Origin of the sequence: Burkholderia sp. MS455 (assembly GCF_016899445.1) — a bacterium.
Lineage (GTDB): Bacteria > Pseudomonadota > Gammaproteobacteria > Burkholderiales > Burkholderiaceae > Burkholderia > Burkholderia pyrrocinia_C.
In genome coordinates this window covers 2172858-2197860 of sequence record NZ_CP041779.1, presented here as the reverse complement: position 1 = coordinate 2197860, position 25003 = coordinate 2172858, and the positions used below count along the sequence as shown (strand labels likewise).

The 25003-nt window shown below is 66.9% G+C and carries 26 protein-coding genes; 15 read left to right on the top strand and 11 right to left on the bottom strand.

Translation table 11 applies throughout. The annotated features are described in order from the left end of the window. Nucleotides 1–3: 3 nt before the first annotated feature. Complete coding sequence (locus FPJ27_RS29220; RefSeq protein ID WP_204423638.1) at nucleotides 4–1743, bottom strand: fumarate reductase/succinate dehydrogenase flavoprotein subunit; 1740 nt, start codon at nucleotides 1741–1743, stop codon at nucleotides 4–6. Further along, nucleotides 1740–2510 carry a GntR family transcriptional regulator gene (locus FPJ27_RS29215; RefSeq protein WP_204423635.1) on the bottom strand — a complete coding sequence of 257 codons (771 nt, stop codon included), beginning with the start codon at nucleotides 2508–2510 and terminating at the stop codon, nucleotides 1740–1742. The genes FPJ27_RS29220 and FPJ27_RS29215 overlap by 4 nt, the downstream gene beginning before the upstream one ends. Before the next feature lie 354 nt (nucleotides 2511–2864). On the opposite strand from FPJ27_RS29215, the gene FPJ27_RS29210 reads away from it, so the two are divergent. The 11 genes from FPJ27_RS29210 (at nucleotide 2865) to FPJ27_RS29160 (ending at nucleotide 13041) form a co-directional block, all read left to right on the top strand. Then, complete coding sequence (locus FPJ27_RS29210; RefSeq protein ID WP_204423633.1) at nucleotides 2865–4076, top strand: MFS transporter; 1212 nt, start codon at nucleotides 2865–2867, stop codon at nucleotides 4074–4076. A 279-nt stretch (nucleotides 4077–4355) separates the two neighbouring features. After that, nucleotides 4356–4757 (top strand): DnaJ family domain-containing protein, encoded by a 402-nt coding sequence (locus tag FPJ27_RS29205; protein ID WP_072437118.1) that lies wholly within the window; start codon nucleotides 4356–4358, stop codon nucleotides 4755–4757. Continuing rightward, entirely contained in the window at nucleotides 4754–5350 is a 597-nt protein-coding gene (tadA, locus tag FPJ27_RS29200) for a tRNA adenosine(34) deaminase TadA (protein WP_204423632.1), read from the top strand. The genes FPJ27_RS29205 and tadA overlap by 4 nt, the downstream gene beginning before the upstream one ends. 100 nt (nucleotides 5351–5450) lie before the next feature. After that, nucleotides 5451–6389 carry a muramoyltetrapeptide carboxypeptidase gene (ldcA, locus tag FPJ27_RS29195; protein WP_072437120.1) on the top strand — a complete coding sequence of 313 codons (939 nt, stop codon included), beginning with the start codon at nucleotides 5451–5453 and terminating at the stop codon, nucleotides 6387–6389. Between the two features lie 306 nt (nucleotides 6390–6695). Beyond that, on the top strand, nucleotides 6696–7400 hold the full coding sequence (locus FPJ27_RS29190) for a GntR family transcriptional regulator (RefSeq protein ID WP_072437121.1): 705 nt from the start codon (nucleotides 6696–6698) through the stop codon (nucleotides 7398–7400). Between the two features lie 149 nt (nucleotides 7401–7549). Beyond that, a complete protein-coding gene (locus FPJ27_RS29185) occupies nucleotides 7550–9034 on the top strand; it encodes an NCS1 family nucleobase:cation symporter-1 (protein ID WP_204423630.1) in 1485 nt (494 codons plus the stop codon). Nucleotides 9035–9044: 10 nt separating this feature from the next. After that, nucleotides 9045–9836 (top strand): aspartate/glutamate racemase family protein, encoded by a 792-nt coding sequence (locus FPJ27_RS29180; protein ID WP_072437123.1) that lies wholly within the window; start codon nucleotides 9045–9047, stop codon nucleotides 9834–9836. Nucleotides 9837–9984: 148 nt separating this feature from the next. After that, a complete protein-coding gene (gene puuE / locus FPJ27_RS29175; protein WP_072437124.1) occupies nucleotides 9985–10938 on the top strand; it encodes an allantoinase PuuE in 954 nt (317 codons plus the stop codon). Further along, nucleotides 10935–11456, top strand: coding sequence for a 2-oxo-4-hydroxy-4-carboxy-5-ureidoimidazoline decarboxylase (uraD, locus tag FPJ27_RS29170; protein WP_072437125.1), 522 nt, complete (start codon nucleotides 10935–10937; stop codon nucleotides 11454–11456). The genes puuE and uraD overlap by 4 nt, the downstream gene beginning before the upstream one ends. A gap of 62 nt (nucleotides 11457–11518) precedes the next feature. After that, a complete protein-coding gene (gene alc, locus FPJ27_RS29165; protein WP_072437126.1) occupies nucleotides 11519–12532 on the top strand; it encodes an allantoicase in 1014 nt (337 codons plus the stop codon). Further along, entirely contained in the window at nucleotides 12529–13041 is a 513-nt protein-coding gene (locus tag FPJ27_RS29160) for an ureidoglycolate lyase (protein WP_204423627.1), read from the top strand. Before alc ends, FPJ27_RS29160 begins: the two co-directional genes overlap by 4 nt. Before the next feature lie 81 nt (nucleotides 13042–13122). Here the strand turns inward: FPJ27_RS29160 and FPJ27_RS29155 are convergent, their stop codons facing one another. Next, nucleotides 13123–14088, bottom strand: a complete 966-nt coding sequence (locus tag FPJ27_RS29155; RefSeq protein ID WP_204423625.1) for a LysR family transcriptional regulator — start codon at nucleotides 14086–14088, stop codon at nucleotides 13123–13125. A 152-nt stretch (nucleotides 14089–14240) separates the two neighbouring features. Between FPJ27_RS29155 and FPJ27_RS29150 the strand changes: the two genes are divergently transcribed. Further along, nucleotides 14241–14645, top strand: a complete 405-nt coding sequence (locus FPJ27_RS29150; protein WP_204423623.1) for a RidA family protein — start codon at nucleotides 14241–14243, stop codon at nucleotides 14643–14645. A gap of 138 nt (nucleotides 14646–14783) precedes the next feature. Continuing rightward, nucleotides 14784–15194 carry an ACT domain-containing protein gene (locus FPJ27_RS29145; protein ID WP_204423620.1) on the top strand — a complete coding sequence of 137 codons (411 nt, stop codon included), beginning with the start codon at nucleotides 14784–14786 and terminating at the stop codon, nucleotides 15192–15194. A 90-nt stretch (nucleotides 15195–15284) separates the two neighbouring features. Here the strand turns inward: FPJ27_RS29145 and FPJ27_RS29140 are convergent, their stop codons facing one another. Together FPJ27_RS29140 and uraH are read right to left on the bottom strand one after the other, a co-directional pair. After that, a complete protein-coding gene (locus FPJ27_RS29140) occupies nucleotides 15285–16478 on the bottom strand; it encodes a urate hydroxylase PuuD (protein WP_072437131.1) in 1194 nt (397 codons plus the stop codon). 53 nt (nucleotides 16479–16531) lie between these two features. Then, a complete protein-coding gene (gene uraH / locus FPJ27_RS29135) occupies nucleotides 16532–16885 on the bottom strand; it encodes a hydroxyisourate hydrolase (RefSeq protein WP_011352401.1) in 354 nt (117 codons plus the stop codon). A gap of 520 nt (nucleotides 16886–17405) precedes the next feature. Here uraH and FPJ27_RS29130 point away from each other — a divergent pair. Beyond that, entirely contained in the window at nucleotides 17406–18818 is a 1413-nt protein-coding gene (locus FPJ27_RS29130) for an 8-oxoguanine deaminase (protein ID WP_204423617.1), read from the top strand. Nucleotides 18819–18911: 93 nt separating this feature from the next. Here FPJ27_RS29130 and FPJ27_RS29125 read toward each other — a convergent pair whose 3' ends face one another. After that, a complete protein-coding gene (locus FPJ27_RS29125; RefSeq protein ID WP_006478550.1) occupies nucleotides 18912–19841 on the bottom strand; it encodes a LysR substrate-binding domain-containing protein in 930 nt (309 codons plus the stop codon). A 216-nt stretch (nucleotides 19842–20057) separates the two neighbouring features. Beyond that, on the bottom strand, nucleotides 20058–20267 hold the full coding sequence (locus FPJ27_RS29120) for a dodecin (protein WP_011549586.1): 210 nt from the start codon (nucleotides 20265–20267) through the stop codon (nucleotides 20058–20060). A 135-nt stretch (nucleotides 20268–20402) separates the two neighbouring features. On the opposite strand from FPJ27_RS29120, the gene FPJ27_RS29115 reads away from it, so the two are divergent. Next, a complete protein-coding gene (locus tag FPJ27_RS29115; RefSeq protein WP_204423616.1) occupies nucleotides 20403–21296 on the top strand; it encodes an NAD(P)-dependent oxidoreductase in 894 nt (297 codons plus the stop codon). A gap of 66 nt (nucleotides 21297–21362) precedes the next feature. Here the strand turns inward: FPJ27_RS29115 and FPJ27_RS29110 are convergent, their stop codons facing one another. The 4 genes from FPJ27_RS29110 to FPJ27_RS29095 form a co-directional block, all read right to left on the bottom strand. Next, nucleotides 21363–21809, bottom strand: coding sequence for a hypothetical protein (locus FPJ27_RS29110; protein WP_027784713.1), 447 nt, complete (start codon nucleotides 21807–21809; stop codon nucleotides 21363–21365). Nucleotides 21810–22142: 333 nt separating this feature from the next. Next, complete coding sequence (gene mscL / locus FPJ27_RS29105; protein WP_204423613.1) at nucleotides 22143–22574, bottom strand: large conductance mechanosensitive channel protein MscL; 432 nt, start codon at nucleotides 22572–22574, stop codon at nucleotides 22143–22145. Nucleotides 22575–22807: 233 nt separating this feature from the next. After that, the gene (locus FPJ27_RS29100; RefSeq protein ID WP_204423612.1) at nucleotides 22808–23968 is read right to left on the bottom strand and encodes a tetratricopeptide repeat protein; all 1161 of its coding nucleotides are present in this window, start codon (nucleotides 23966–23968) and stop codon (nucleotides 22808–22810) included. Nucleotides 23969–24057: 89 nt separating this feature from the next. Next, a complete protein-coding gene (locus tag FPJ27_RS29095; protein WP_059233905.1) occupies nucleotides 24058–24738 on the bottom strand; it encodes a PspA/IM30 family protein in 681 nt (226 codons plus the stop codon). Nucleotides 24739–25003 lie beyond the last annotated feature (265 nt).

Genomic DNA, 25003 nt, shown 5'->3' with positions numbered 1-25003 from the left:
TCCTCAAAGGGCGGCCGCGAGCGCGGCCGGTTCGCGGATGCGCAGATGCGCGTAGGCACCGCGTTCGTCGTCGGCCAGCGGCACGATGTACGGCTCGACCGGCCGCTTCTCGCTGCGCATCGCGCCGTCGGCATCCTTTCGCAGCCATGTGTGGCAGAACCATTCGGCGTCGTCGCGATGCGGAAAGTCGACGCGATGGTGGTACAGCCCCCAGCGGCTTTCGGTGCGGAACAGCGACGCGCGCGCGGCCATTTCCGCGCAGTCGCGAATCGCGCGCACTTCGGCGGCGCGCATCAGTTCGTGAGGATGGCTTGCCTTGATAAATTCGATATCCTCAGTAATCGCGTCAAAACGTTGCAGTCCGATTTCCATCTTGCGCGTCACCTTCGGCGGTTGCAGATAGTCGTTCACCATGCGGCGCAGCTTGTATTCCACCTGCGCCGGCGCCAGGCCGCGCTCGCGCAGCAGCGGGGCGAACACGCGTGTACGTTCCGCGTCGACCTGTTCGTCGTCCACCGGCGCATGGTCGCGGCCGATCACGTAGTCGGCCGCGTTCTGCCCGGCAAACCAGCCGTACGTGAAAGCGCCGAGCATGTAGTTGTGCGGGACGGCGGCCATGTCGCCGGCGGCGTAGAGCCCGGGCACGGTCGTCTCCGCGCGCGCGTTCACGTAGACGCCGGACGCGCTGTGGCCGCTGCAGAAGCCGATCTCGGAGATGTGCATCTCGACCATCTGGCTGCGGTAGTCGGTCCCGCGCCCCGCATGGAAGCGGCCGCGGCTCGGCCGCTCGTTCGTATGCAGGATCTGCTCGATGGTCCGGATCGTTTCTTCCGCGAGATGGTCGAGCTTCAGGAACACGGGGCCGTTGCCGCTTTGCAGTTCCTGATGGAACTCCCACATCATCTGGCCGCTCCAGTAATCGCATTCGATGAAGCGCTCGCCCCGGCCGTTCGCGGTGAAGCCGCCGAGCGGGCCCGTCACGTATGCGCACGCGGGGCCGTTGTAGTCCTTGATCAGCGGATTGATCTGGAAGCATTCGAGATTCGCGAGTGCGGCGCCCGCGTGATAGGCCATCGCGTAGCCGTCGCCCGCGTTGGTCGGATTCTCGTACGTGCCCATCAGGTAGCCCGACGCCGGCAGCCCGAGCCGGCCGGCCGCGCCGCAGCAGAGAATCACGGCCTTCGCGCGGATCACGTGGAACTCCGCGGTGCGGCAGTCGAAGCCGAGCACGCCGCTCGCATGGCCGTGCGCGTCGGTCAGCACGCGCGTCGCGACGATCCGGTTCGTGATCGCGATGCGTGCGCGCTTCAGTTGCCGGTACAGCACCTTCTTGATGTCGTGTCCTTCCGGCATCGGCAGCACGTACGAGCCCATGTGATGGACCTTCTTCACCGCATAGTCGCCGGTGCCGTCCTTCTCGAACTTCACGCCCCAGCGGTCGAGCTGTTCGATCGTCGCGAAGCTGTGCGTCGCATACGCGTACACGGCTTCCTGGTCGACGATGCCATCGTTGGCGATCGTGATCTCGCGCGTGTACTGATCGGGCGTCGCATGCCCGGGGATCACCGCGTTGTTCAGCCCGTCCATCCCCATCGAGATCGCGCCGCTGCGCTTCACGTTGGCCTTTTCGAGCAGCAGCACGCGCAGGGACGGGTCGCGTTCCTTCGCCTTGATCGCCGCCATCGGGCCGGCCGTGCCGCCGCCGACCACGACGACGTCGTATTCGTGCACATGGGTATTCATCGCGGGTTCCTTGCAGGTTTGCGGGCCTTCTGCCGGTCGATGCGCAACCGGTACTGGAAGGCGTCGCCGCGGAAGTAGAGGTATTCGTAGTCGATCGGCGCGCCCGATGCGTCGTGCGTGAGGCGTTCGATGCGCAGCACGGGGCTGCTTTCCTCGACGCGCAGCGCGTCGACGATCTCGTCGTCGGCGAGGATTGCGTCGATCGACACGTCGGCATGACCGAGCGGAATGCCGCAGTCGTTCTCGAGGATCAGGAAGATGTCGCGGGTCGCGAGATCGGCACCCGCGAGGCGCTTGCCGAGCGCTTCGGGCACCCAGGTCTGTTCGAGCGACACGGGCTCGCGGTTCAGCAGCCGCACGCGATGGATCTCGACGACCGGCGCGCCTTCCGGCACGTGCAGCTTCGTCGCGAGATGGCGATCGGCCTTCACGGTGCGAACGCTGCGCAACTGGTTGACGATCTCGTAGCCCATCGACGACATCGCCTCGGCGAACCCCTGCAGCGACGTCACGTTCTGGAACGCCTTCGGCTTCGACACGAACGTGCCCTTGCCATGCAGCTTGAACAACAGGCCTTCCTTCTGCAGGTCGCCGAGCGCCTGGCGCACCGTGATGCGGCTGACGTCGAACATTGCGCAGAGCTCGTGCTCGGACGGCATCCGGCTGTGCGGCGCATAGGTGCCGTCGAGAATGCGCGCGCGCATCGTGTCCTTGATCTGCACATAGAGCGGCGGCGCCGACAGCGGCACGACGTTGGTTGGAGGCATCGGTCAACTTGTTATGACAAGATGGTTCGAGTGTAGCCAGCGCGATCGTGCGTCCAAACCAACCATTTCTGATTTCGACTTTCCGAATCCGGAAAAGCAGGGCGGCAGGCCGGACGGGCGCTCCGGCGGCATTCGGTGTTCGAACGATCCGCCCTCGCCAGCCGCGCGGATCGGCCGACAATCAAAAAAATTCGCCGGCGTGTGCGCCGCGCATGTCGATTTCCCGATGCGTCGCCCGTCGTATCGATGTCGACCGGGCTCGCGACAGCGTCGATGCGGCAGCCGGACCGGCCGCAGCGCAGCGCGGCGGGAGCCCGGTTCCGAGGGTTGCGGAAACGAGAAAGGAGACGCCAGATGCCGGATTCCCGATACCGCTGGGTGATCGTCGCCGCGGGCGGCCTGATGGGCTGCATCGCGATCGGCGCGATGTTTTCGCTGCCGGTGTTTCTGCGCGCGATTGCGCGCGATACGGGCTGGTCGATGACCGGCATTTCCGGCGCGATGACGCTCGGCTTCATCGCGATGGCCTTCGCGAGCATGGGGTGGGGCAGCCTGTCGGACCGCATCGGCACGCGCGCGGTCGTCATGACGGGCGCCGTGCTGCTGTCGGCGAGCCTCGCGCTGGCGAGCCGAGCGCCGTCGCTGCTCGCGTTCCAGCTGACCTTCGGTCTTGCCGTCGGCAGCGCGGCGGCCGCGGTGTTCGCGCCGATGATGGCGTGCGTGACGGGCTGGTTCGACACGCACCGCAGCCTGGCGGTGTCGCTCGTGTCGGCCGGCATGGGGATGGCGCCGATGACGATGTCGCCGCTGGCCGCATGGCTCGTATCGACGCACGACTGGCGCACGTCGATGCTGCTGGTCGCCGCGCTGGCGGCCGTCGTGATGATTCCGGCGTCGCTGCTGGTGCGCCGCGCGCCCGCGCTCGACCGCGCACAGGCTGTGCCCGCGCCTGCCGGCGCGCCCGCGGCGATGTCGGTCGCGGACGCGCTGCGCTCGCCGCAGTTCATGGTGCTGCTGCTGACCAACTTCTTCTGCTGTGCGACGCACTCGGGCCCGATTTTCCATACGGTCAGCTACGCGGTGACGTGCGGGATCCCGCTGATCGTCGCGGTGTCGATCTACAGCGTCGAAGGGCTCGCGGGCATGGGCGGCCGGATCGTGTTCGGGCTCCTCGGCGACCGTGTCGGCGCGAAGCGCATGCTGGTGGCCGGGCTGCTCGCGCAGGCGCTGGGCGCGCTCGGCTACTACTTCGTGCGCACGCTCGACGGGTTCTACGCGGTCGCGACGCTGTTCGGCTTCATCTATGCGGGCGTGATGCCGCTGTATTCGGTGCTCGCGCGCGAGAACTTCCCGCTGCGGATGATGGGCACCGTGATCGGCGGCTGCGCGATGGCCGGCAGCCTTGGCATGGCTGCGGGGCCCGTTGCCGGCGGTCTGATCGTCGATACGTTCGGCAGTTACGGCTGGCTGTACCTCGGTTCGTTCGCGATCGGTCTCGGCGCGTTCCTGATCGCGACGATGTTCCGCCCGTTTGCGAAAGCGCGGCCGGAAACGATGGCCGCGTGACCCGATAACGGAAGACGGGCGCCTTCCGTTTCGCCGGATTGGCGACGCCCGGAACGCATCGACGCAGATAAAAAACAGGGCCGGACACCGCCTGCATTTGCAGGTGTCCGGACGGCGCTTCGCCCGCTGCGGCGCAGCAGACCGGCAACTGGCGCCGATCGGCGCGCATGCGTCACGATTCGGCCCCTAAAAGCACAATATCGAGCATGTATTCGAAGGGCCTGTCATACCCGCGTCACCCTGCTAGAATTCGGCCTGCCGCATTGTTCCCATTGACTGATGAGATTGCTTGACGCCCTGGTCGAACAACGTATTGCCGCCGCCGCCGCGCGGGGAGAGTTCGACGATTTGCCGGGTACCGGCGCGCCGCAGGCGCTGGATGACGACCTGCTCGTGCCCGAGGAGGTGCGGGTGGCCAACCGTATCCTGAAGAACGCGGGCTTCGTGCCGCCGGCCGTCGAGCAATTGCGCGCGCTGCGCAACTTGCATGACGAAGTGCAGGCGGTCAGCGACCGCGCCGCGCGCTGCCGGCTGCAGGCGAAGATCCTGGCGCTCGACATGGCGCTCGAATCGCTGCGCGGCGGCCCGATGGTGATGCCGCGCGACTACTGCCGTCGCATCGCGGAACGCCTGTGCGAGCGCGGGCTCGACGATGCGCCCGCCGAAGCGGGGCCGATGTGACGTCCGACGCGCTGCACGACGCAGCCCGATCGGTGGCCGACACGGCCGCTGAACCCGCCGCCCAGTCTCCTGCTCCCGAAACCGCACCCGTATCGGCGCGCGACCTGCATTTCATGCGGCTCGCGCAGGCCGCCGCGGAAGAGGCGCGCGCGGCCGGCGAAGTGCCGGTCGGCGCGGTGCTCGTGCGCGGCGACGAAGTGATTGCACGCGGCTTCAACCATCCGATCGGCGGGCACGACCCGTCGGCCCATGCGGAAATGGCGGCGCTGCGCATGGCCGCGCAAAATCTGCAGAATTACCGGATGCCCGGCTGCGAGCTGTACGTGACGCTCGAGCCATGCCTGATGTGCGCGGGTGCGATCATGCATGCGCGCATCGCGCGGGTCGTCTACGGCGCCGCCGATCCGAAGACGGGTGCATGCGGCAGCGTGATCGACGCGTTCGCGAATCCGCAGCTCAACCACCATACCGAAGTGACCGGCGGCGTGCTCGCCGACGAGTGCGGCGCCGCGCTGAAGTCGTTCTTCGCCGAGCGCCGTCGCGCGTTGCGCGAAGCACGGCTGGCGCGCGACGGCGAATCCGGCGCGTCATAGTCGCGCCGGCCGCGCCTGCCGCCCTGGGCGCGCACGGTTCCGCTGAACCGAAGACGGTTCGGACCCTCTAAGCAGGTTTGACGACCCGACACCTTTCGCCATGTCCTTCCAGCCCGCCGCGTCCTACACCATCCGCCTGCTGGCGCCATCCGGTTATCCGCACGATCCCGACGCGATCAATCGCGCGCTCGAACGCCTCAGCATCGCGCAGCAGCGCATCGAGAACATCGAGGCGACGCAGCGGCGCTTCCAGCGTTTCGGCGGCACCGACGGCGAGCGGGCAGGCGACCTGAATCGTCTCGCCGATCCCGAGCGGCCGCTGCCGGACATCGCGCTCGCGGTGCGCGGCGGCTACGGTGCCGCGCGGATCCTGCACGGGCTCGACTATCGCGGGCTCGAGCGCAGGCTGCGCGACCGGCCCGTCGCGCTCGTCGGCCACAGCGATTTCACGGCGATCCAGCTCGCGCTGTACGCGAAGGCGCGCATCAAGACGTTCGGCGGCCCGATGCTGTCCGCCGATTTCGGCGCGGAAACGCCGAGCGACTTCACGATGCAGCACTTCTGGCAGACGCTGACGCAGCCGAGCACGACGATCATCGCCGAAGCACCGCAGGTGCAGACCGTGAACGTGACGGGCACGCTGTGGGGCGGCAACCTCGCGATCCTCACGTCGCTCATCGGCACGCCTTACATGCCCGACATCGAGGGCGGCATCCTGTTCATCGAGGATGTCAACGAGCAACCGTTCCGGATCGAGCGGATGATCTATCAACTGCACCTGTCGGGCCTGCTCGCGCGCCAGCAGGCGCTCGTGCTCGGCCAGTTCACGGGCGCGCGGCCGTTCGAGTACGACAACGGCTACGACATGCAGGCGATGATCGACCAGGTGCGCGAGGTGGTCGGCATCCCGGTCGTCACGGGCCTGCAGTTCGGCCACGTGCCCGACCTGCTGACGCTGCCGTTCGGCGCGCAGGCGCAGCTGGTCGCGAACGCACACGGTTTCCGGCTCACGCTGTCGGACTATCCGCACCTCGGCTGATGCGGGCGCGGTCGATCGAAAGGCGGGTTTCCGCCTTTTTCTTTATGCAAATGTGCAACTAACGGTCAAAAATTTCGACTGCCGCCGACAGGATCGTCACCGGATTTTGCACCATTTTTGTCAACAAAATGGCCGGGAGGGTATACGACAAGAACGGCCTCTGTCATGGCATTCAGGCTTGATATGCATGGATTTCGCGCATCCTGCACCGATTGGGGTCGCGTCCGTGCACGTCGATTGTGCGAAATTCAGGAAAAGAATTGTTGACAATCTTTATGTCCATCCTAGGATGAGGACCATCACACGATGCAGATCATGAACGAGCCCGATTCCCACGCGTCCGGTGCAGCCAGTCCCGAAGCGATCGCCGAGCGGATCCGCACGGCGATCCTCGAGCATCGGCTCGCGCCCGGCGCGAAGCTGACGGAGGCGCAGCTCTGCGACGTGTTCGGCGTGAAGCGCGGGACGATTCGCCAGGCGCTCGCGCAGCTCGCGACCGACAAGCTGGTCGAACTCGAACCGAACCGCGGTGCGTTCGTCGCGAGCCCGACGCTGCAGGACGTGCACGAGGTGTTCGAGATGCGCCGGATCATCGAGCTCGCCGTGGTCGAGCGGCTCGCGACCGGGCCCGGCGCGAAGCGGCTGAAGGGCGTCGCCGCGCTGATCGACAAGGAACGCAAGGCGTTCGAGCGGCACGACTTCGCGGCATGGATCCGGCTGTCGGGCGAATTCCATACGGCGCTCGCCACGCTGATGGGCAATGCGACGCTCAGCGAGTGCCTCGAAGGGCTCGTCGCACGTTCGACGCTGATGTCGGCGCTGTACGAATCGCACGGGCGCAGCCCGTGTTCGTGCGACGACCACGACGAGATCCTCGCCGCGCTGGAGGCGGGCGATCCGAAGCGGGCGGTGACGCTGATGGCGCGCCACCTGCAGCATGTCGAACTGAAGATGCTGGACCGGCCCGCGCAAGGGCAGGTCGATTTGCGCGAAGTGTTCGGCGGCGCCTGAGCGGCGACGCGAACCCGGCCGCGCGCCACAGAACGAGAGCAATGCAGGCCTGCGGTGTTCGCCGCGGGCCGCTGGTCCGACTCCGGGCGACGATCCGGAGCGGTAACGATGACGGTGGAGCGGCCACCCGGCCGCGTCAAGGAGAAGTCATGGCTCAGTTCAGTGTGGCGCACGACAGCGCCTATCCGGCGGAAGAAGGCGGCGAGGGCGGCGATCCGACGCTGCCGGGCGGTTACAGCGAACGTCTGTATAACGAAGATTTGGCACCCCTGAAGAATCAGACATGGGGCTCGTACAACATCTTCGCGTTCTGGATGTCGGACGTGCACAGCGTCGGCGGCTACGTGTTCGCGGGCAGCCTGTTCGCGCTCGGGCTGACGAGCTGGCAGGTGCTGATCGCGCTGATCGTCGGGATCGGCATCGTGAACCTGCTGTGCAACCTGATCGCGCGGCCGAGCCAGCAGATCGGCGTGCCGTATCCGGTCGCGTGCCGCGCGACGTTCGGCGTGCTCGGCGCGAACGTGCCGGCCGTGATCCGCGGGCTGATCGCGATCGCGTGGTACGGCATCCAGACCTATCTCGCATCGAGCGCGCTGGTGATCGTCGTGCTGAAGTTCTTCCCGCAATGGCTGCCGTATGCGGACGTCCATCGCTACGGCTTCCTCGGGCTGTCCGTGGTCGGCTGGGCCGGGTTCATGCTGCTGTGGGTGCTGCAGGCGTTCGTGTTCTGGAACGGGATGGAGACGATCAAGAAGTTCATCGACTTCGCGGGCCCGGCCGTCTATGTCGTGATGTTCATCCTCGCCGGCTACATGGTATGGCGCGCGGGCTGGCGCAACATCGGCATCAACCTCGGCGGCGTCAAGTATCACGGCGCGCAAGTGATCCCGGTGATGATCACGGCCGTGTCGCTGGTCGTGTCGTACTTCTCCGGGCCGATGCTGAACTTCGGCGATTTCTCGCGCTACTGCCGTTCGTTCGGCGAAGTGAAGCGCGGCAATTTCTGGGGGCTGCCCGTCAACTTCCTCGCGTTCTCGCTCGTCACGGTGATCACGATGGCCGCGACCCTGCCGGTGTTCGGCGAACTCATCACCGATCCCGTGGAGACGGTCGGCCGCATCGATCATCCGACCGCGGTGATCCTCGGCGCGCTGACGTTCACGATCGCGACGATCGGCATCAACATCGTCGCGAACTTCGTGTCGCCCGCGTTCGACTTCTCGAACGTCGCGCCGCGCCTGATCAGCTGGCGCGCGGGCGGGATGCTCGCGGCCGTCGCGTCGATCTTCATCACACCGTGGAACCTGTTCAACAACCCGGCCGTGATCCACTACACGCTCGACGTGCTCGGCGCGTTCATCGGCCCGCTGTACGGCGTGCTGATCGCCGACTTCTATCTCGTCAAGCGCGGCCGGCTCGTTCGCGACGACCTGTACACGATGTCGGAAAGCGGCACGTACTGGTACACGGGCGGCGTGAACCGTCGTGCGCTCGCCGCGCTGCTGCCGGCAGCGGTGATCGCGGTCGTCTGCGTGATGGTGCCGGGCTGGCAGGGCGTCGCGAACTTCTCGTGGTTCATCGGCGCGGGGCTCGGCTTCGTGTTCTACCGGCTGCTCGTGAGCACGAAGGCGTGAGGAGCATGCGATGAAGATCCGACTGATCAATCCGAATACGACGCAGCGGATGACCGAAGCGATGGGCCGCTGCGCACGCGACGTCGCGGCCGCCGGCACGGAGATCGTCGCGGTGAGCCCGCCGATGGGGCCGCCGTCGATCGAAGGGTATTACGACGAGGCGCTCGCGACGCCCGGGCTGCTCGCCGAGATCGCGCAGGGCGAGCGCGACGGCTGCGACGCGTACGTGATCGCATGCTTCGGCGATCCCGGCCTCTACGCGGCTCGCGAGCTCGCGCGCGGGCCGGTGATCGGCATCGCCGAGGCCGCGATGCATGCGGCGAGCGTGCTCGCGCCCGGCTTCTCGGTCGTCACGACCCTCGCGCGCACCTGCGGGATGGCGTGGCACCTGGCCGAACGCTACGGAATGAAGCGATTCTGCCGCAACGTGCGCGCGACCGACGTCGCGGTGCTCGAACTCGACCGGCCGGGCTCGGCCGCGCGCCGGATCATCGTCGACGAATGCCGGCGGGCGCTCGACGAGGACGGCGCCGACGCGATCGTGCTCGGCTGTGCGGGGATGGCCGAATTCGCGCACGAGATCGAGCAGCAGATCGGCGCACCGGTGGTCGAGGGTGTCACGGCGGCCGTCAAGTGGGCCGAGGCGCTCGTTGCGCTGCGCCTCGCGACCGCGAAGCGCGGCGACTACGCGCGGCCGCTGCCGAAGCGCTACGACGGCGCATTCGCCCGCTTCAGCCCGCCGGACGGGGATGCGGCGGAACCCGTCCCGAATTTGCCGCAACCGCACATACACACCGTCTGACATGCACTATCTGCGCCGCTGTATGGGCGCGTATGGACGTTTTCGCTACACTGGGCCGTCATCGCATCGGCTCACGCGGCCGCCCTGCGGCACCCGCGCGGTCGATGCGAACCCATTACTCCAGCGAACTTTCGCCGCACTTCGAACCATGTCACTCGATCCCAACTATCCTCGCGACCTGATCGGCTATGGCCGCCATCCCGTGCAGGCGAACTGGCCGGGGCGCGCCCGCGTCGCCGTGCAATTCGTGCTGAACTACGAAGAAGGCGGCGAGAACTGCGTGCTGCACGGCGATCCGGGCTCCGAGCAGTTCCTGTCCGAAATCGTCGGCGCGGCCGCGTATCCGGACCGCCACATGAGCATGGAGTCGATCTACGAATACGGTTCGCGGGCCGGCGTGTGGCGCATCCTGCGCGAATTCGAGAAGCGCGGGTTGCCGCTGACGGTATTCGGCGTCGGCATGGCGATCGAGCGTCACCCGGAGCTCGCGCGCGCGTTCGTCGAGCTCGGCCATGAGATCGCGTGCCACGGCTGGCGCTGGATCCATTACCAGAGCATGACGCCCGAACTCGAGGCCGAACACATGCGTCTCGGGATGGAGGCGATCGAGCGCGTGACGGGCGAGCGCCCGCTCGGCTGGTATACCGGCCGCGACAGCCCCAATACGCACCGCCTGGTCGCGGAATACGGCGGCTTCCTGTACGACTCCGACAACTACGGCGACGACCTGCCGTTCTGGATGGACGTCGCCGTGTCGGGCGGCGGCACGTCGCCGCAACTGATCGTCCCGTACACGCTCGACACGAACGACATGCGCTTCGCGACGCCGCAGGGCTTCAACACCGGCGATCACTTCTTCGACTATCTGCGCGACGCGTTCGACGTGCTGTATGCGGAGGGCGACGAGGCGCCGAAGATGCTGTCGATCGGCATGCACTGCCGGCTGCTCGGCCGGCCGGGCCGGTTCCGCGGGCTGCAGCGGTTCCTCGATCACATCGAGAAGCACGATCGCGTATGGGTGACGCGCCGTGTCGATATCGCGCGCCACTGGCGTGAACATCATCCGTATCAGCCCGGTCATCGAAACGAAGGGAAAGCATGAAGGCGATGCGTTACACGTTGAGTCAACTGAACACGATGGTGCCGAGCGCATTCGTCGCGGCGCTGTCGGGGATTTTCGAACATTCGCCGTGGGTGGCCGAGGTTGCCGCGGGCGAACGGCCGTTCGCGAGCATCGACGCGCTGCACAAGACGATGTCGGGCGCGGTGGAAACGGGCGGCGAAGTGCGCCAGCTTGCGCTGATCAACGCTCACCCGGAGCTGGCCGGCAAGGCCGCCGTGCGCGGCGAGCTGACGGCCGAGTCGACGCGCGAGCAGAGCGGCGCGGGCCTCGACCAGTGCACGCAGGAAGAATTCGACAAGCTGCTGACGCTGAACCGCACGTATCGCGAGAAGTTCGGCTTCCCGTTCATCCTCGCGGTGCGCGGCTATGACCGGCACGGCATCATCGCGAACTTCGAGTCGCGCGTGAATCATTCGCGCGCCGAGGAACTGCGCGCGAGCCTCGACCAGATCTACCGGATCGCGCGCTTCCGCCTCGACGACCTGATCGACGCCTGACACCGCAATACGGCCTGCTGCGTCGCGGCGGCCGGATCGCATCACTGAAACAAGGAAACATCATGGCTGTTCCGCTTCTCGATCCCAACGCACCCGAATTCACGCGGCGCTACGTGAATCTTGCCGACCCGCGTCTCGGTGCGCAGGCGCTCGAAGCCAGCGACGATTTCTTCGCGCCGAAGGACCGGATGCTGAACCCCGAGCCGGCCGTCTTCATTCCCGGCAAGTACGACGACCACGGCAAGTGGATGGACGGCTGGGAAACGCGCCGCAAGCGCACGACGGGCTACGACTGGTGCATCGTCAAGCTCGCGCGCCCGGGCGTGATCAAGGGCTTCGACATCGACACGAGCCATTTCACCGGCAACTTCCCGCCGGCCGCGTCGATCGAGGCCGCCTTCGTGGCCGACGGCGCGCCGACGCATGCGACCGAGTGGGTCGAGATCGTGCCGTCGACGACGCTGCAGGGCAACAGCCATCACTATGTCGAGGCGAGCGACGCACGGGCATTCACGCACCTGCGCGTGAACATCTACCCGGACGGCGGCATTGCGCGCCTGCGCGTGTACGGCCAGCCGCAGCTCGACTGGGCCGGTGCGAGTGCGACCGAGCAATTCGATCTCGCGGCGATGGAGAACGGCGGTTATGTCGTGGCCGCGAACAACCAGCATTTCGGCGTCGCGTCGAACCTGCTGCTGCCGGGCCGCGGCGTGAACATGGGCGACGGCTGGGAAACCCGCCGCCGCCGCGAGCCGGGCAACGACTGGGCGATCATCGCGCTCGCGCAGCCGGGCGTGATCCGCAAGATCGAAGTCGATACCGCGTTCTTCAAGGGCAACTACCCGGACCGCTGCTCGATCCAGGCTGCCTATGTGTCGGGCGGCACCGACAGCTCGCTGATCACGCAGTCGATGTTCTGGCCGGTGCTGCTCGGCGAACAGAAGCTGCAGATGGACAAGCAGCACTACTTCGAAGCCGACATCGCGTCGCTCGGCCCCGTCACGCACGTGCGACTGAACATCATTCCGGACGGCGGCGTGTCGCGTCTGCGTCTGTGGGGGACGCTCGACAAATGAAGACGCTTGTTATCGAACCGCTGACCAAGGAAGCGTTCGCGCCGTTCGGCGACGTGATCGAGACGGAAGGCGCGAAGCAGATCCCGATCAACCTCGGCACGACGATCCGCTTTCACGATCTCGCGAAAGTCGATGTGAGCGACGAAGAGGGCCGCACGCTCGTCAACCTGTTTCGAGGCCAGCCGCGCACGCTGCCGTTCGAAGTGAAGATGCTCGAGCGGCACCCGCTCGGCAGCCAGGCATTCGTGCCGCTGAACGACCAGCCGTATCTCGTCGTCGTGGCGCCAGCAGGCGATCTCGACCCGGCGAAGATCCGCGCGTTCGTGACGAGCGGCTGGCAGGGCGTCAACTATGCGAAGGGCGTGTGGCATCACCCGCTGATCGCACTCGGCGGCGTCAGCGATTTCATCGTCGTCGACCGTGGCGGCGACGGCCTGAACCTCAACGAGCAGGATCTGCAGGAATCGCTGTGGCTCACCGACGAGGCGCTGCATGCGCTGACGGCCTGAGTCGCCGGCGCTTCCGCGCCAGCTTGTCGAACCCCGCGCAACTTGCGCGGGTTTTTTTATGTGCGGCCGTTTATGTGCGATTCAGGTCGCCACAGCCTTGCCCGTGTCGCGCGAGCCGCTGCCGCCGCGACGCCGGTTCGCGACCGGCGCATGCTGCGCCATCAGGTCGGCGATCCAGTCGACGAAGACGCGCAGTTTCGCGCTGACGTGCCGGTTCGGCGGGAACGCGACGTACATCGGCATCGGTTCGAGTTGCCACGCGTCGAACAGCGGCACCAGTTCGCCACGCGCGCGATGCGCGGCAGCCATGTAGTCGGGTAGCCACAGAATGCCCAGCCCGGCGAGGCCGGCCTCGAGGTACGCATTGCCGTCGTCGACGGCGAGCACGTAGCGCCCGCGCACGTCGACGCGCTCGCCGTCGCATTCCATCGCAAACGGCAGAGCCTTGCCGGTACGCGCCCACAGGAAGCCGACGATCCGGTGATGCGTGTCTTCCAGTTCGTTCGGATGCGACGGCGTGCCGGCACGCGCGAGATAGGCCGGCGACGCGTACACGCCGAGCCGCAGGTCGCCGACGTGGCGCGCGATCAGCGACCCGTCGGTCGGTTCACCGCCGCGCACGACGCAGTCGACGTTCTCGCCGATCACGTCCACTACGCGGTCGCTGACGCCCATGTCGAGCTGGATGTCCGGGTAGCGCGCATGGAACGCCGGCAGCGCGGGGATCAGGATCAGGCGCGCGAACGGGCTCGGCACGTCCACGCGCAGCCGCCCCCTGGGCGACGCGGACGCCGCGGACAGGCTCGTTTCGGCATCGTCCATGTCGGCCAGCAGCCGCACGACGCGCTCGTAGTATGCGGCGCCGTCGGCGGTGACGACGACCTTGCGCGTCGTGCGGTTGAACAGCTTCACGCGCAGCCGCGCTTCGAGCTGCTGCACCAGTTGCGTGACGGTGGTGCGGCTCATGTGCAGCGTCTCGGCCGCCCTTGTGAAGCTGCCGGCTTCCACTACGCGGGCGAACGCCTGCATTGCGTCGAATCGATCCATCGGGTCAGGGCTCCGCGTCGGTCGGAAATTGTTTGGGGCGCGCAAACAGTGTTGAACAGGGTTGCCGGTTTATCCGCCGGGCGACGGTCCTTAAAGTGCCTTCATCGTTGATGCAGGGGCGGCTTCGCCCCACTGACTGATGGAGGTGTTGGATGGCAAAGCGTAGCGTAGTTTTCCCGCCCGGTCGCCAGGCGCTGTACGAGCGCAACCGCTATTCGCCGGCGCTGCGCTCGAACGGTTTCCTGTTCGTGTCCGGGCAGGTCGGCAGCCGCGACGACGGTTCGCCCGAGCCGGAGCTGGGCGCGCAGGTTCGCCGCGCGTTCGACAACCTGAACGCGGTGCTGCGTGCGGCCGGCTGCACGTTCGACGATGTCGTCGACGTGACGGTGTTCCTCGTCGACCCCGAAGCGACGTTCGAGCGGATCTGGGAGATCGTCCCCGAGTACTGGGGCGATGCGCCGCATCCGACGCTGACCGCCGTCGGCGTGACCTGGCTGTACGGCTTCCAGTTCGAGATCAAGGCGATCGCGCGGCTGCCGGAGTCCGTCGACGGATGAGGTGACCGGCAGCGCACCCGCGTTCCGAGGCTGGCTTGCGGACGAAGTCGCGGCGGTGCGTGCATGGCGCCGTCATCGCGCGTGCTATCGTGCCCGCATCGCCACCGCACGACGTCCGGAACCGGACGTGTTCCTCCGATGAGCCAACCTGAAAACGACCTCGCGATCCTGCTGCGCACGATGCAACCCGAACTGCATCCGGGCGCGTTCGCGTTTGTCTCGCTGCCGACCGATGCGGACGTATCGTTATCCGAAACAATCGCGACGTTCCGCGAAGCGGAAGGGCTGACGGTCGTCGTCGGCGAGGAGGTGGCCGTGCGTCGCGGCTGGCCCGTGCTGTTCCGCGCCGCGTGGATCACGCTGACCGTGCATTCCGATCTCGCGGCAGTCGGCCTCACCGCGGCATTCGCGCGGGCGCTCGGCGCGGCCGGGATCAGTTGCAACGTGATGGCGGCCGCGTACCACGATCACATCTTCGTGCCGTTCGACGACGGCCCGCGCGCCCTCGAGGCGCTCGCCGCACTGCAACGCGACGCGATGCACGGCTAGCGCGCGGCGCATTCGGAACACGCAAAAAAACGGGCCCGTCACCGGGCCCGCGAACGGAGAGGATTGCGCCGGCAACCGGCGCACGGCGGCTTACTTGACCGCGCCGCCCTCGAACCAGGCGGCGAGCTTCGTTCGCTCGTCGTCGGTCATGTGCGTGACGTTGCCGATCGGCATCGCCTTCAGGCGCACGGCTTGTTCGTAGATGCGCTGCGCGTTCTTCGACACTTCGTCCGGCGTGTCGAACAGCACGCCCGCGGGCGCGCTGCCCATCAGCGTCGGCTTCGACGAGTGGCACTCGACGCAGCGCTGCTGCAGGATCGGCATGATGTCGTTGATCACGATCTTCGGCGCGTTGGCGGCCTGCGCTTCCGGTGCGACCGGCTTCGGCATCGTCCACACCAGCGCGCCCGACAGCAGCGCGACGCCGCCGATCGGCAGGTACCACAGCTGCTTGCCGCGGTGACGCATCACGAAGAACTGGCGGATCAGCGCGCCGGCCAGCATGATCAGCACGAGCACGATCCAGTTGAACTTGTTCGTGTACGTCATCGCATAGTGGTTCGACAGCATCGCGAACACGACGGGCAGCGTGAAGTACGTGTTGTGCACCGAGCGCTGCTTGCCGCGCTTGCCGTAGATCGGGTTCGGCTCTTCGCCCTTGAGCATCTTGTCGACCATCTTGCGCTGGCCGGGGATGATCACGAAAAACACGTTCGCCGACATGATCGTCGCGAGCATCGCGCCGACGATCAGGTACGCGGCCCGGCCCGAGAAGATGTGGCACGCGAGGTACGCTGCGACGACGACATAAAGGCCGACGCAAATGCCGAGCACGCGGTCGTTGGTGCCGAGGATGCGGCACAGCGAGTCGTAGACGATCCAGCCGGCTGCGAGGAAGCCGAGCGCGGATGCGACGGCGACGACCGGGCCCATGTCGAGCACGCTCTTGTCGATCAGGTACGTGTTCGGCGCGAGCAGGTACAGCACGAAGAACAGCGAGAAGCCCGACAGCCAGGTCGTGTACGACGGCCACTTCGACCAGTGCAGGTCATCCGGCATTTCCGGCGGCGCGACCGTGTACTTCTGCATGTTGTAGAAGCCGCCGCCGTGGACGTGCCACAGTTCGCCGAATACCCCGCGCTTGCGCTGGTTCGGGTCGGTCGGCGGTTTCAGGCTGTTGTCGAGCGCGACGAAATAGAACGACTCGCCGATCCACGCGATGGCGACGATGACGTGCAGCCATCGCAGCGCGAGGTTCAGCCAGTCGGTGATGAAGCCTTCCATGAAACTCCTCCAGACTCAGATCGTTTGTCTTTGATGCAGGCGCCGATGCGATGTCAGCTGCCGCGATAGGTGCTGTACGACCACGGCGACACGAGCAGTGGCACGTGGTAGTGCGAACCGGTGTCGGCGATGCCGAAGCGCAGCACGACGCGGTCGACGAAACGGGGTTCGGGCACCTTCACGCCGAGCGACGCGAAGTAGTCGCCGGCATGGAACACGAGTTCGTATTCGCCGGCGGCGAGCGCAGCGCCTTCGAGCAGGGGTTCGTCGCAGCGGCCGTCGCTATTGGTCAGCACGGTCTTGATCGCGCGGCGCGATTCGCCGTCCAGCGCGTAGAGGTCGACCTTGATTGCGGCGCCGGGACGACCGTGTGCCGTATCGAGTACGTGGGTAGTGAGCTTTCCCATTCGTTGTGTCCTTGTGTGAATGCGAGGTTCGGCGGCGACTCGATCCATTGACTGTGCGGCGGATCGAGGCTCCACGTCACGTGGCTACATACCCGTCGGCGAGGTGAAGCGAGCGCCGTGCAGGCATTGTAAAAAGGTTCCCTGCGCAAATACGGGCGCGATATCAAAGATAATGCGCCGCGCATAAGCGGCTGTCGACGGCACGCCGCCAGGGCTTCCGGCGGGCGTTTCGGGCATCCGGCGGCAGGACGGACCAAGCGCGCGCGGCGTACCATATCGGAACCGTGAAGTGCGGTATTCGGGACCGCGCATTGTGCGCCGCGCGCGCTTGGGCGATCCTCCCGCCGTGCGCGTCGGCCTGTGGCCCGCGCGTACCCCGAAGACGGCGAGCACGCCGGGTAACCGGGCCAGGGCGTTCGAACGGACGCAGGCACCGGGGCGTGCCGCGAATCGGCGTTCGAACGGCTTTGTGACCGTCCCCGGGAATCAGCCCCTGGGGGCAGACCGACGCGGAGAACGCATGAACCTCGAGCAGCACGCCGGCGCACGCGCGCCGAACGCATCCCCATCCCGCCCGAAAACCCTGCTGGTCAAGCACGCCGACGTGCTCGTGACCATGGACGACACGCGCCGCGAATTGCGCGACGCGGGGCTCTACATCGAAGACAACCGGATCGTCGCGGTCGGCCCGACCGCCGAGCTGCCCGACGCGGCCGACGAAGTGCTGGACCTGCGCGGCCACCTCGTGATCCCGGGGCTCGTGAACACGCACCACCACATGTACCAGAGCCTCACGCGCGCGGTGCCGGCTGCGCAGAACGCCGAGCTGTTCGGCTGGCTTACGAACCTGTACCGGATCTGGGCGCACCTGACGCCCGAGATGATCGAGGTGTCGACGCTCACCGCGATGGCCGAGCTGCTGCAGTCGGGCTGCACGACGTCGAGCGACCACCTGTACATCTACCCGAACGGCAGCCGGCTCGACGACAGCATCGACGCCGCGCAGCGAATCGGCATGCGCTTTCACGCGAGCCGTGGCGCGATGAGCGTCGGCCAGCGCGACGGCGGGCTGCCGCCCGATTCGGTCGTCGAGCGCGAACCCGATATCCTGCGCGACACACAGCGCCTGATCGAGACCTATCACGACGAAGGCCGCTACGCGATGCTGCGCGTGGTGGTCGCGCCATGCTCGCCGTTTTCGGTGAGCCGCGACCTGATGCGCGACGCGGCCGTGCTCGCGCGCGAGTACGGCGTGTCGCTGCACACGCACCTGGCGGAGAACGTCAACGATATCGCGTACAGCCGCGAGAAGTTCGGGATGACACCCGCCGAATATGCGGAAGATCTCGGCTGGGTTGGCCGCGACGTATGGCATGCGCACTGCGTGCAGCTCGACGATGCGGGCATCGGCCTGTTCGCGCGCACCGGCACGGGCGTCGCGCACTGTCCGTGCTCGAACATGCGGCTCGCGTCGGGTATCGCGCCGGTAAAGAAGATGCGTCTCGCGGGCGTGCCGGTCGGCCTCGGCGTCGACGGCTCCGCGTCGAACGACGGCGCGCAGATGGTCGCGGAAGTGCGGCAGGCGCTGCTGCTGCAGCGGGTCGGTTTCGGGCCCGATGCGATGACCGCGCGCGAAGCGCTCGAGATCGCGACGCTCGGCGGAGCGAAGGTGCTGAACCGTGACGATATCGGCGCGTTGAAGCCCGGCATGGCCGCGGACTTCGCCGCGTTCGACCTGCGCCAGCCGCTGTTCGCGGGCGCGCTGCACGATCCGGTCGCGGCGCTCGTGTTCTGCGCGCCGTCGCAGACGGCGTACACGGTGGTGAACGGGAAGGTGGTGGTGCGGGAAGGGCGGTTGGCGACGCTCGATCTGCCGCCCGTCATCGAGCGCCATAACGCGCTCGCGCATGCATTGGTCGACGCATCGCGCTGAACGAAGCCTGAAGCGATACGGCGGCCGCCTTGCCGGGCGTGCCGCCAGCCGCCAGCCGCCACCGCGCCGCGACGGCGCGGGCGGCGTGTGCCGTTACGCCTCGATCAGCGTGCGGGTGGCTTCGGCGACGAGGCTGCGCAGCCAGCGTACTTCGTCGGAGTAGTGGCAGCGCTCGTGCCACAGCTGGTAGTACTGCATCGGCGGGAAGTCGAGCGGCGCCGGCACGACCGACAGCGGCAGGAACTTCGCGTAGTGATCGGCGAACAGGCGCGTGGTCGTGAAGATCAGGTCGGACTTCACGAGCACGTACGGCGCGAGGTTGAAGTACGGCAGCGTGACGACCACGTGGCGCTTGAGCCGTTCGCGCGCAAGATGCACGTCGATCGCGCCGCGCTGGCCGACCGAGTACGGCGTCGGCGCGAGATGCGGCGCGTTCAGGTACTGGTCGAGCGTGAGCCCGCCGCGCTTCGCGAACGGGTGCGTGTTGCTCATCAGGCAGACGATCTCGTCGACGAACAGGTTCGACAGGTGCAGCTGCTCGGGCGGTTCGGGCCAGTTGCCGACGACGATGTCGAGCTTGCCGTCTTCCAGCGCGAGTTCGTAGTCGAACGCGGGGCCGAGCGAGTGAAACTCGAGCGTTGCGTTCGGCGCGGCCAGGCGGAAGCGCTCGACGACGGTCGGCACGAACAGCACGTTCAGGTAGTCGGGGCAGCCGATCCGGTAGCAGCGGATCGACGTGGCCGGGTCGAAGTTGTGCTGCTGGAACTTGATGCGCTCGATTTCACGCAGCGCATTCTGCACGGGCTCGAGCAGACGCAGCCCGTATTCGGTCGGCACCATGCCGGATTTGCCGCGCACCAGCAGCGGATCGCCGGTGATGTCGCGCAGGCGCCGCAGCGCGGCGCTGATCGCCGGTTGCGACTGGTTCAGTTTGACGGCCGCGCGCGTGACGCTGCGCTCCATCAACAAGGTGTGCAAGACGCGCAAGAGGTACGTGTCGATCGCCTCGCGTTGCTGACTCATGATTTCTCCGGGTTATATGTCCAGGCTGATCGAGGGGTACTGTGGGTATATCGTTTTTAATATGAACGAAAATCAGCGTCAAGAGATGGATACCCGCAGGCACCCGCCGGCCGGGCCGCGACAAGGGGCCTGAACGGGGAGGCTGGGCCGCGGCGCCGCGCGGATACGCGTTGCGCGTATTCGGATCGCGGCGCGGCGTGTGATGCGGCGGCTGCGTCAGTCGTCGATGCGCATGCCGACCTTCAGCGTGACCTGCCAGTGAACGACCTGGTCGCCTTCGATGTGGCCGCGTGTTTCGGTCACCTGGAACCAGTGCAGGTTGTGCAGCGTCTTGCCGGCCTTCGAGATCGCGTTGCGGATGGCGTCGTCGCTCGATTGCTGCGACGAACCGGTCAGTTCGATCAGCTTGTACACGTGGTCGCTCATGATGCGCTCCCTGGGATATCGGTCTATATCGCCGGTGCAAGCTGCGGTCCCGAGGCGCCGCCGCGCGTGCCCGGCTTCTTGAGTGATAGGTATGATGGGCGGCAAGTGCAACCCATATCGGAGACGAGGAACATCGTGGAAGTCGGATTTTGCGGACCGGGATTGATGGGCGCGCCGATGATTCGGCATTTGCTGGCGGCCGGGTATCGGGTCAGCGTGTGGAATCGCTCGCGCGACAAGGCCGAGGCGCTCGTGAAGGACGGCGCGCAGGTGGTCGGCACGCCGCGCGAACTGGCGGAACGCGTCGATACGGTATTCGTCTGCGTGCTCGACGGGCGTGCGGTCGGCGACGTCGTGTTCGGCGAGCACGGGCTGTTCTCCGGCGACGCGGCTGCGCGCCGCCTGCGGCGCATCGTCGATCATTCGAGCATTCCGCCCGCCGCGACGCGCGACTACGCGGCGCGCGCGGCCGCGCTCGGCGCAGGCTGGGTCGATGCGCCCGTGTCGGGCGGCGTACCGGGCGCGCAGGCCGGCACGCTCGCGGTGATGGCCGGCGGCCGCGCGGCCGATCTCGACGCGGTGCGGCCGCTGATCGGCACGTACGCGTCGCGCATCACGCACATGGGCGACGCGGGCGCGGGCCAGACGGCGAAGCTGTGCAACCAGGCGATCGTCACCGCGACGGTGACCGCGATCGCCGAGGCCGTCGGCCTGGCGCAGGCGAGCGGCATCGATGCCGCGCGGCTGGCCGAGGCGCTGGCCGGCGGCTGGGCCGATTCGGTGCTGCTGCAGACGTTCGTGCCGCGCATGACGTCGGGTGGTCACGCGTCGATCGGCGCGCTCAGCACGTTCCAGAAGGACGTCGACGCGATCGCCGACGCGGCGCGCGACACAGGCGCGGTGATGCCCGTGTCGGCGACCGTGCAGCAGGTGCTGCGGCTCGGCGCTGCGCAGGGGCTCGCCGGCGCCGATTTCGCCGCGTTCATCGACATCGTGCGGCCCGGCAACGGGCGTCGGCAGCCCGCGTGACGGGCAAGCGGCGCGCATGAATGGCAGATGGGCCGCCCGGAGGCGGCCCATCGAATGACTGGCGGTTCAGCCGAGGGAGCGAGGTGTCGTGTCGCCGGCGTTCTGGCGACCGAGCCCGCCGCGCAGGCTCGCTTTCGTGCCTGCACCAAACTCGGGCAGGATGCGCGCGCGTGCCCGGCTCGCGAATACCAGGAAGCCGAAGCCGTTCGCTTCGTACCAGTACCCGCCGTTCTCGAGGCCGTCCAGCGGCTGCTCGAGCGCGTTGGCGATCGATTCGATGCAGCGCTTGCGCAGCTCGGCGATGGCCGGATAGGGCGGCTGTGCGCCGCGCACGCTGCACAGGAGCACGTCGAGACCGGGCAGCACATGCGCGTAGAGGACGGGTTCGTCCTGCGCACGGGCGCGGGCAATCTTGGTGTCGAGCTGGGCGAAAGGTTTCGAGTGGCGCAACACCGCAAGGAATGACTCCTGGCCATCCTGTTGGGCACGCCGACGTTTTTTCGGGAAGGACATAAACACTCGCCTCAAAAACAATTGCAAGAAATGCGGCACTTTCATGCGACCCACTCCCGGCTATGTACGCCGCATGTCGATCCTTTATAGCACACGAAAATGCTGCATTCGTGCAGTACGACGATCAATGTCTCCCGTCGACCTGCTCGCCCTGATCGACACAGCCAGCGTCTTGGCGCCCGTACTGTCGTTTAGTCTCCATCATAGACCCGCTTTCCCCGCGCGTGCATTCGTGCGTCACAAAAAAGTGAGACAGGCCGCATGCGGCGGTGCACGGCGCGCGCAATAAAAAGGCCCGCACGGGGCGGGCCTGGCGGGCGGGGCGCTCGGCGATCAGCGCTGCTTGAGCGAATCGCGGATCTCGCGCAGCAGTACGGTGTCTTCCGGCGTCGCGGCCGGCGCGGCGTCTTCCGGCTTGCGCAGCTTGTTGATGAATTTCACCATCAGGAAAATGATGAACGCGAGGATGACGAAATTGATCGCCACGGTGATGAACGAGCCGTAGCCGAACGCGGCAACACCCGCGGTCTGCAGGTCCTTGAACGAATCGGGATTACCCTTGAACGTCGGAGGGATGGTGCCGAGCAGAACGAACTTGTTCGAGAAATCCAGGCCGCCCGTCAGCAAGCCGATGACCGGCATGATGAGGTCTTTCACGATCGAGTCGACGATCTTCGAGAAGGCGCCGCCGATGATCACGCCGACGGCGAGATCCATCACGTTGCCCTTGACGGCGAACTCCTTGAATTCCTTGATGATGCTCATGAGCGGCTTTCTCCTTGTTGGTGCTAGAGGAGGCGTGCCGCGACGCGCAGGCTTGTATTGCGTCGAATGAGGGTCGGTGGCACGCCGATGGCCGCATGATAGCGAACGCTCCCCATTGCCGGTAGTCCATCTTGAAATGATTGACAAATCCGCGCGTCGGCGCGGCCGGTCATGCAGGGGAGCGTGGCGTGTGTTGCGGCGCGTCGACGTGAACGTCGGCGCGCTGCGCAGGGTCAGGTGTTGTCGTCCGTCCAGCCGTCGTCGTTGCTGCCGAGATCGACGTTGCCGCTGCCGCCGTCGCTCCAGTTCGACGCATCGCCGTGGCCGAGGTCGAAGCCCGGGTCGGTTTCCTGCCGGCGGCGCTCGCCGTCGACGATCACGTCGCGTTCGACCACGCGCTCGCGGCCGCCGGACATCGCCTCGCCGAGCAGCACGCCGGTCAGCAGCCCGCCCATCCCGCCGCCGAAACCGCCGCCGCTTTGCTGGATCACGACAGGCGGCTGCTGTTGCGGGTAGGGCTGCTGCGGATACGGCTGGCCCTGCGCACCCGTCATGCGATCGGCTTCCTGCGCGTATACGGAGCCGCTGCCGTTCGCCGGCGGCGCGGGTTGCGCGGCCGGATCGGGTCGGCCTTCGACGCGTGCCTTCACGCTCGCATGACGCTGTTCGAGTTCGTCGACCTGGTACGGCGGTACCGGATTCTTGCCGTTCGCCAGCGCCTCGACGAGCGTGCGCGCGTCGGTTTCGATCGCTTCGAGTTCGCCTGTCAGCGCCGCGGCGCCGGGCGCCGTCGACAGCTTCGCGTCGAGTTTCAGCGGACGGATGTCGTTCAGTACGTCGGTCGCACGCTTGAGCTGCGTGCGGCGTTCGTCGTCGGCGCGGCTGTTGTCGGCCGTGCGCGCGCGCCGCAGCGTCCAGCGCAGCACCAGCGCGATCACCGCGACGATCAGCCCGAGGCCGATCCACATGCCGGTCGACGGGCCGTGTTTTTCGGCCGGCGCGACGGCGGGCGCGAGCGACGGCTGCAGCGTGCCGGCCTGCGCGGCCGATGGTGCGTTGCCGCTCACGCGCGCGGCGTCGGCACGAATGCGCGACTCGGTCTGCGCGAAGCGCGACGCGTCGGTGAAGCGCAGTTGCGGATCGAGCGACTTCGCTCGCTGCAGCTGCGCGAGCGCGTCGGACGCGCGGCCTTCGCGGTCCAGCACTTGCGCATACAGGTAGCGCGCGTGCGCGTTGTTCGGATGGGCATCGATGACTTGCGACAGCTGCGTGTCGGCACGTTGCCAGTCGCGCTGGGCGATCGACTGCTCGACCTGCTGCAGCGACGGTACCGCAAACGCGGCGGACGACAGCAGCATCAGCGAGAGGCCGAGTGCGGCGAGGGATTTCTTCATGGTCGAACCGGACGCACGCGCCCGTCTCCTGACGATCGGTTCGCGCCGCGCGCCCGGGCGGGCCGCGGCGCGGTTGCCCGCGTTTGCCGTTACTGCGCGGGCGTGTCGAGCTGCTTCTTCAGCGCGGCGAGGCGATCCTCGACCGACGGGCCCTTGTTCAGCGCGGCGAGCTTGTCGTCGAGCGCCTTGCCGCTCGACGTGTCGGCCGAATTGAGGCGCGCGTCCGAGCGTGCGTTCTGCAGTGCGACCTTGTCCTCGAGCTTCTGGAAATCCTCGGACAGGTTCTTGCCGCCGATGCCGCCCAACGCGCTTGCCGCGACATCCTTCGCCTGCGCGATTTCCTGCTTGGCCTGCAGGATGTTCGAGCGTGCGTTCAGGTCGTTGCGGCGCTGGCGCATGTCGGCGATCTGCCCCTTCAGCTTGTCGACCGACGGCTCGAGCGTCGTCAACTCGGCCGCGAGCGCGTCGCGCTCGGCTTCCGCGTTCGACTGCGCGGCCAGTGCCTCGCGTGCGAGCGCTTCGTCGCCGGACTGCAGCGCGCGCTTCGCGCCGTCTTCGTACTTCTTCACCTTGTCGTCGGCCGCATCGCGCTTGCTGCGCTGGGTCGCGACCTGTGCCTCGATCTCGATCAGCGAATTCTCGGCACGACCGATGCTGTCGTCGAGCTCCCGCACGATCTGCCGTGCGTCGCGCGACGGATCCTGTACCGAATCGGCCGCATCGTTCAGCAGGCCTTTGATCGTGCGCGAAACAGAGTCGAAAAGCGACATGAAATCCTCCGTGGTTGAAAGGCGCCGCGTGACCGCGGCAATGCCCGCCGCGGGCCGGTTGCGACCCGCGTGAGCCGGCGGATATTACACCACCGGTTCACTTAAATACGGCTTAAACGCGTGAGTTCAAGCGGCTTGCGTATCGGGATGACAAACCTTTCGCGATTGAAAGAAAATCGGCCGCGCGCGCCATATTGCGTGTCCATGATAGGCCGAGGATGCCGACAATACGTTCCGCAAATCACGGCGTTGCGGGAATTTTTAC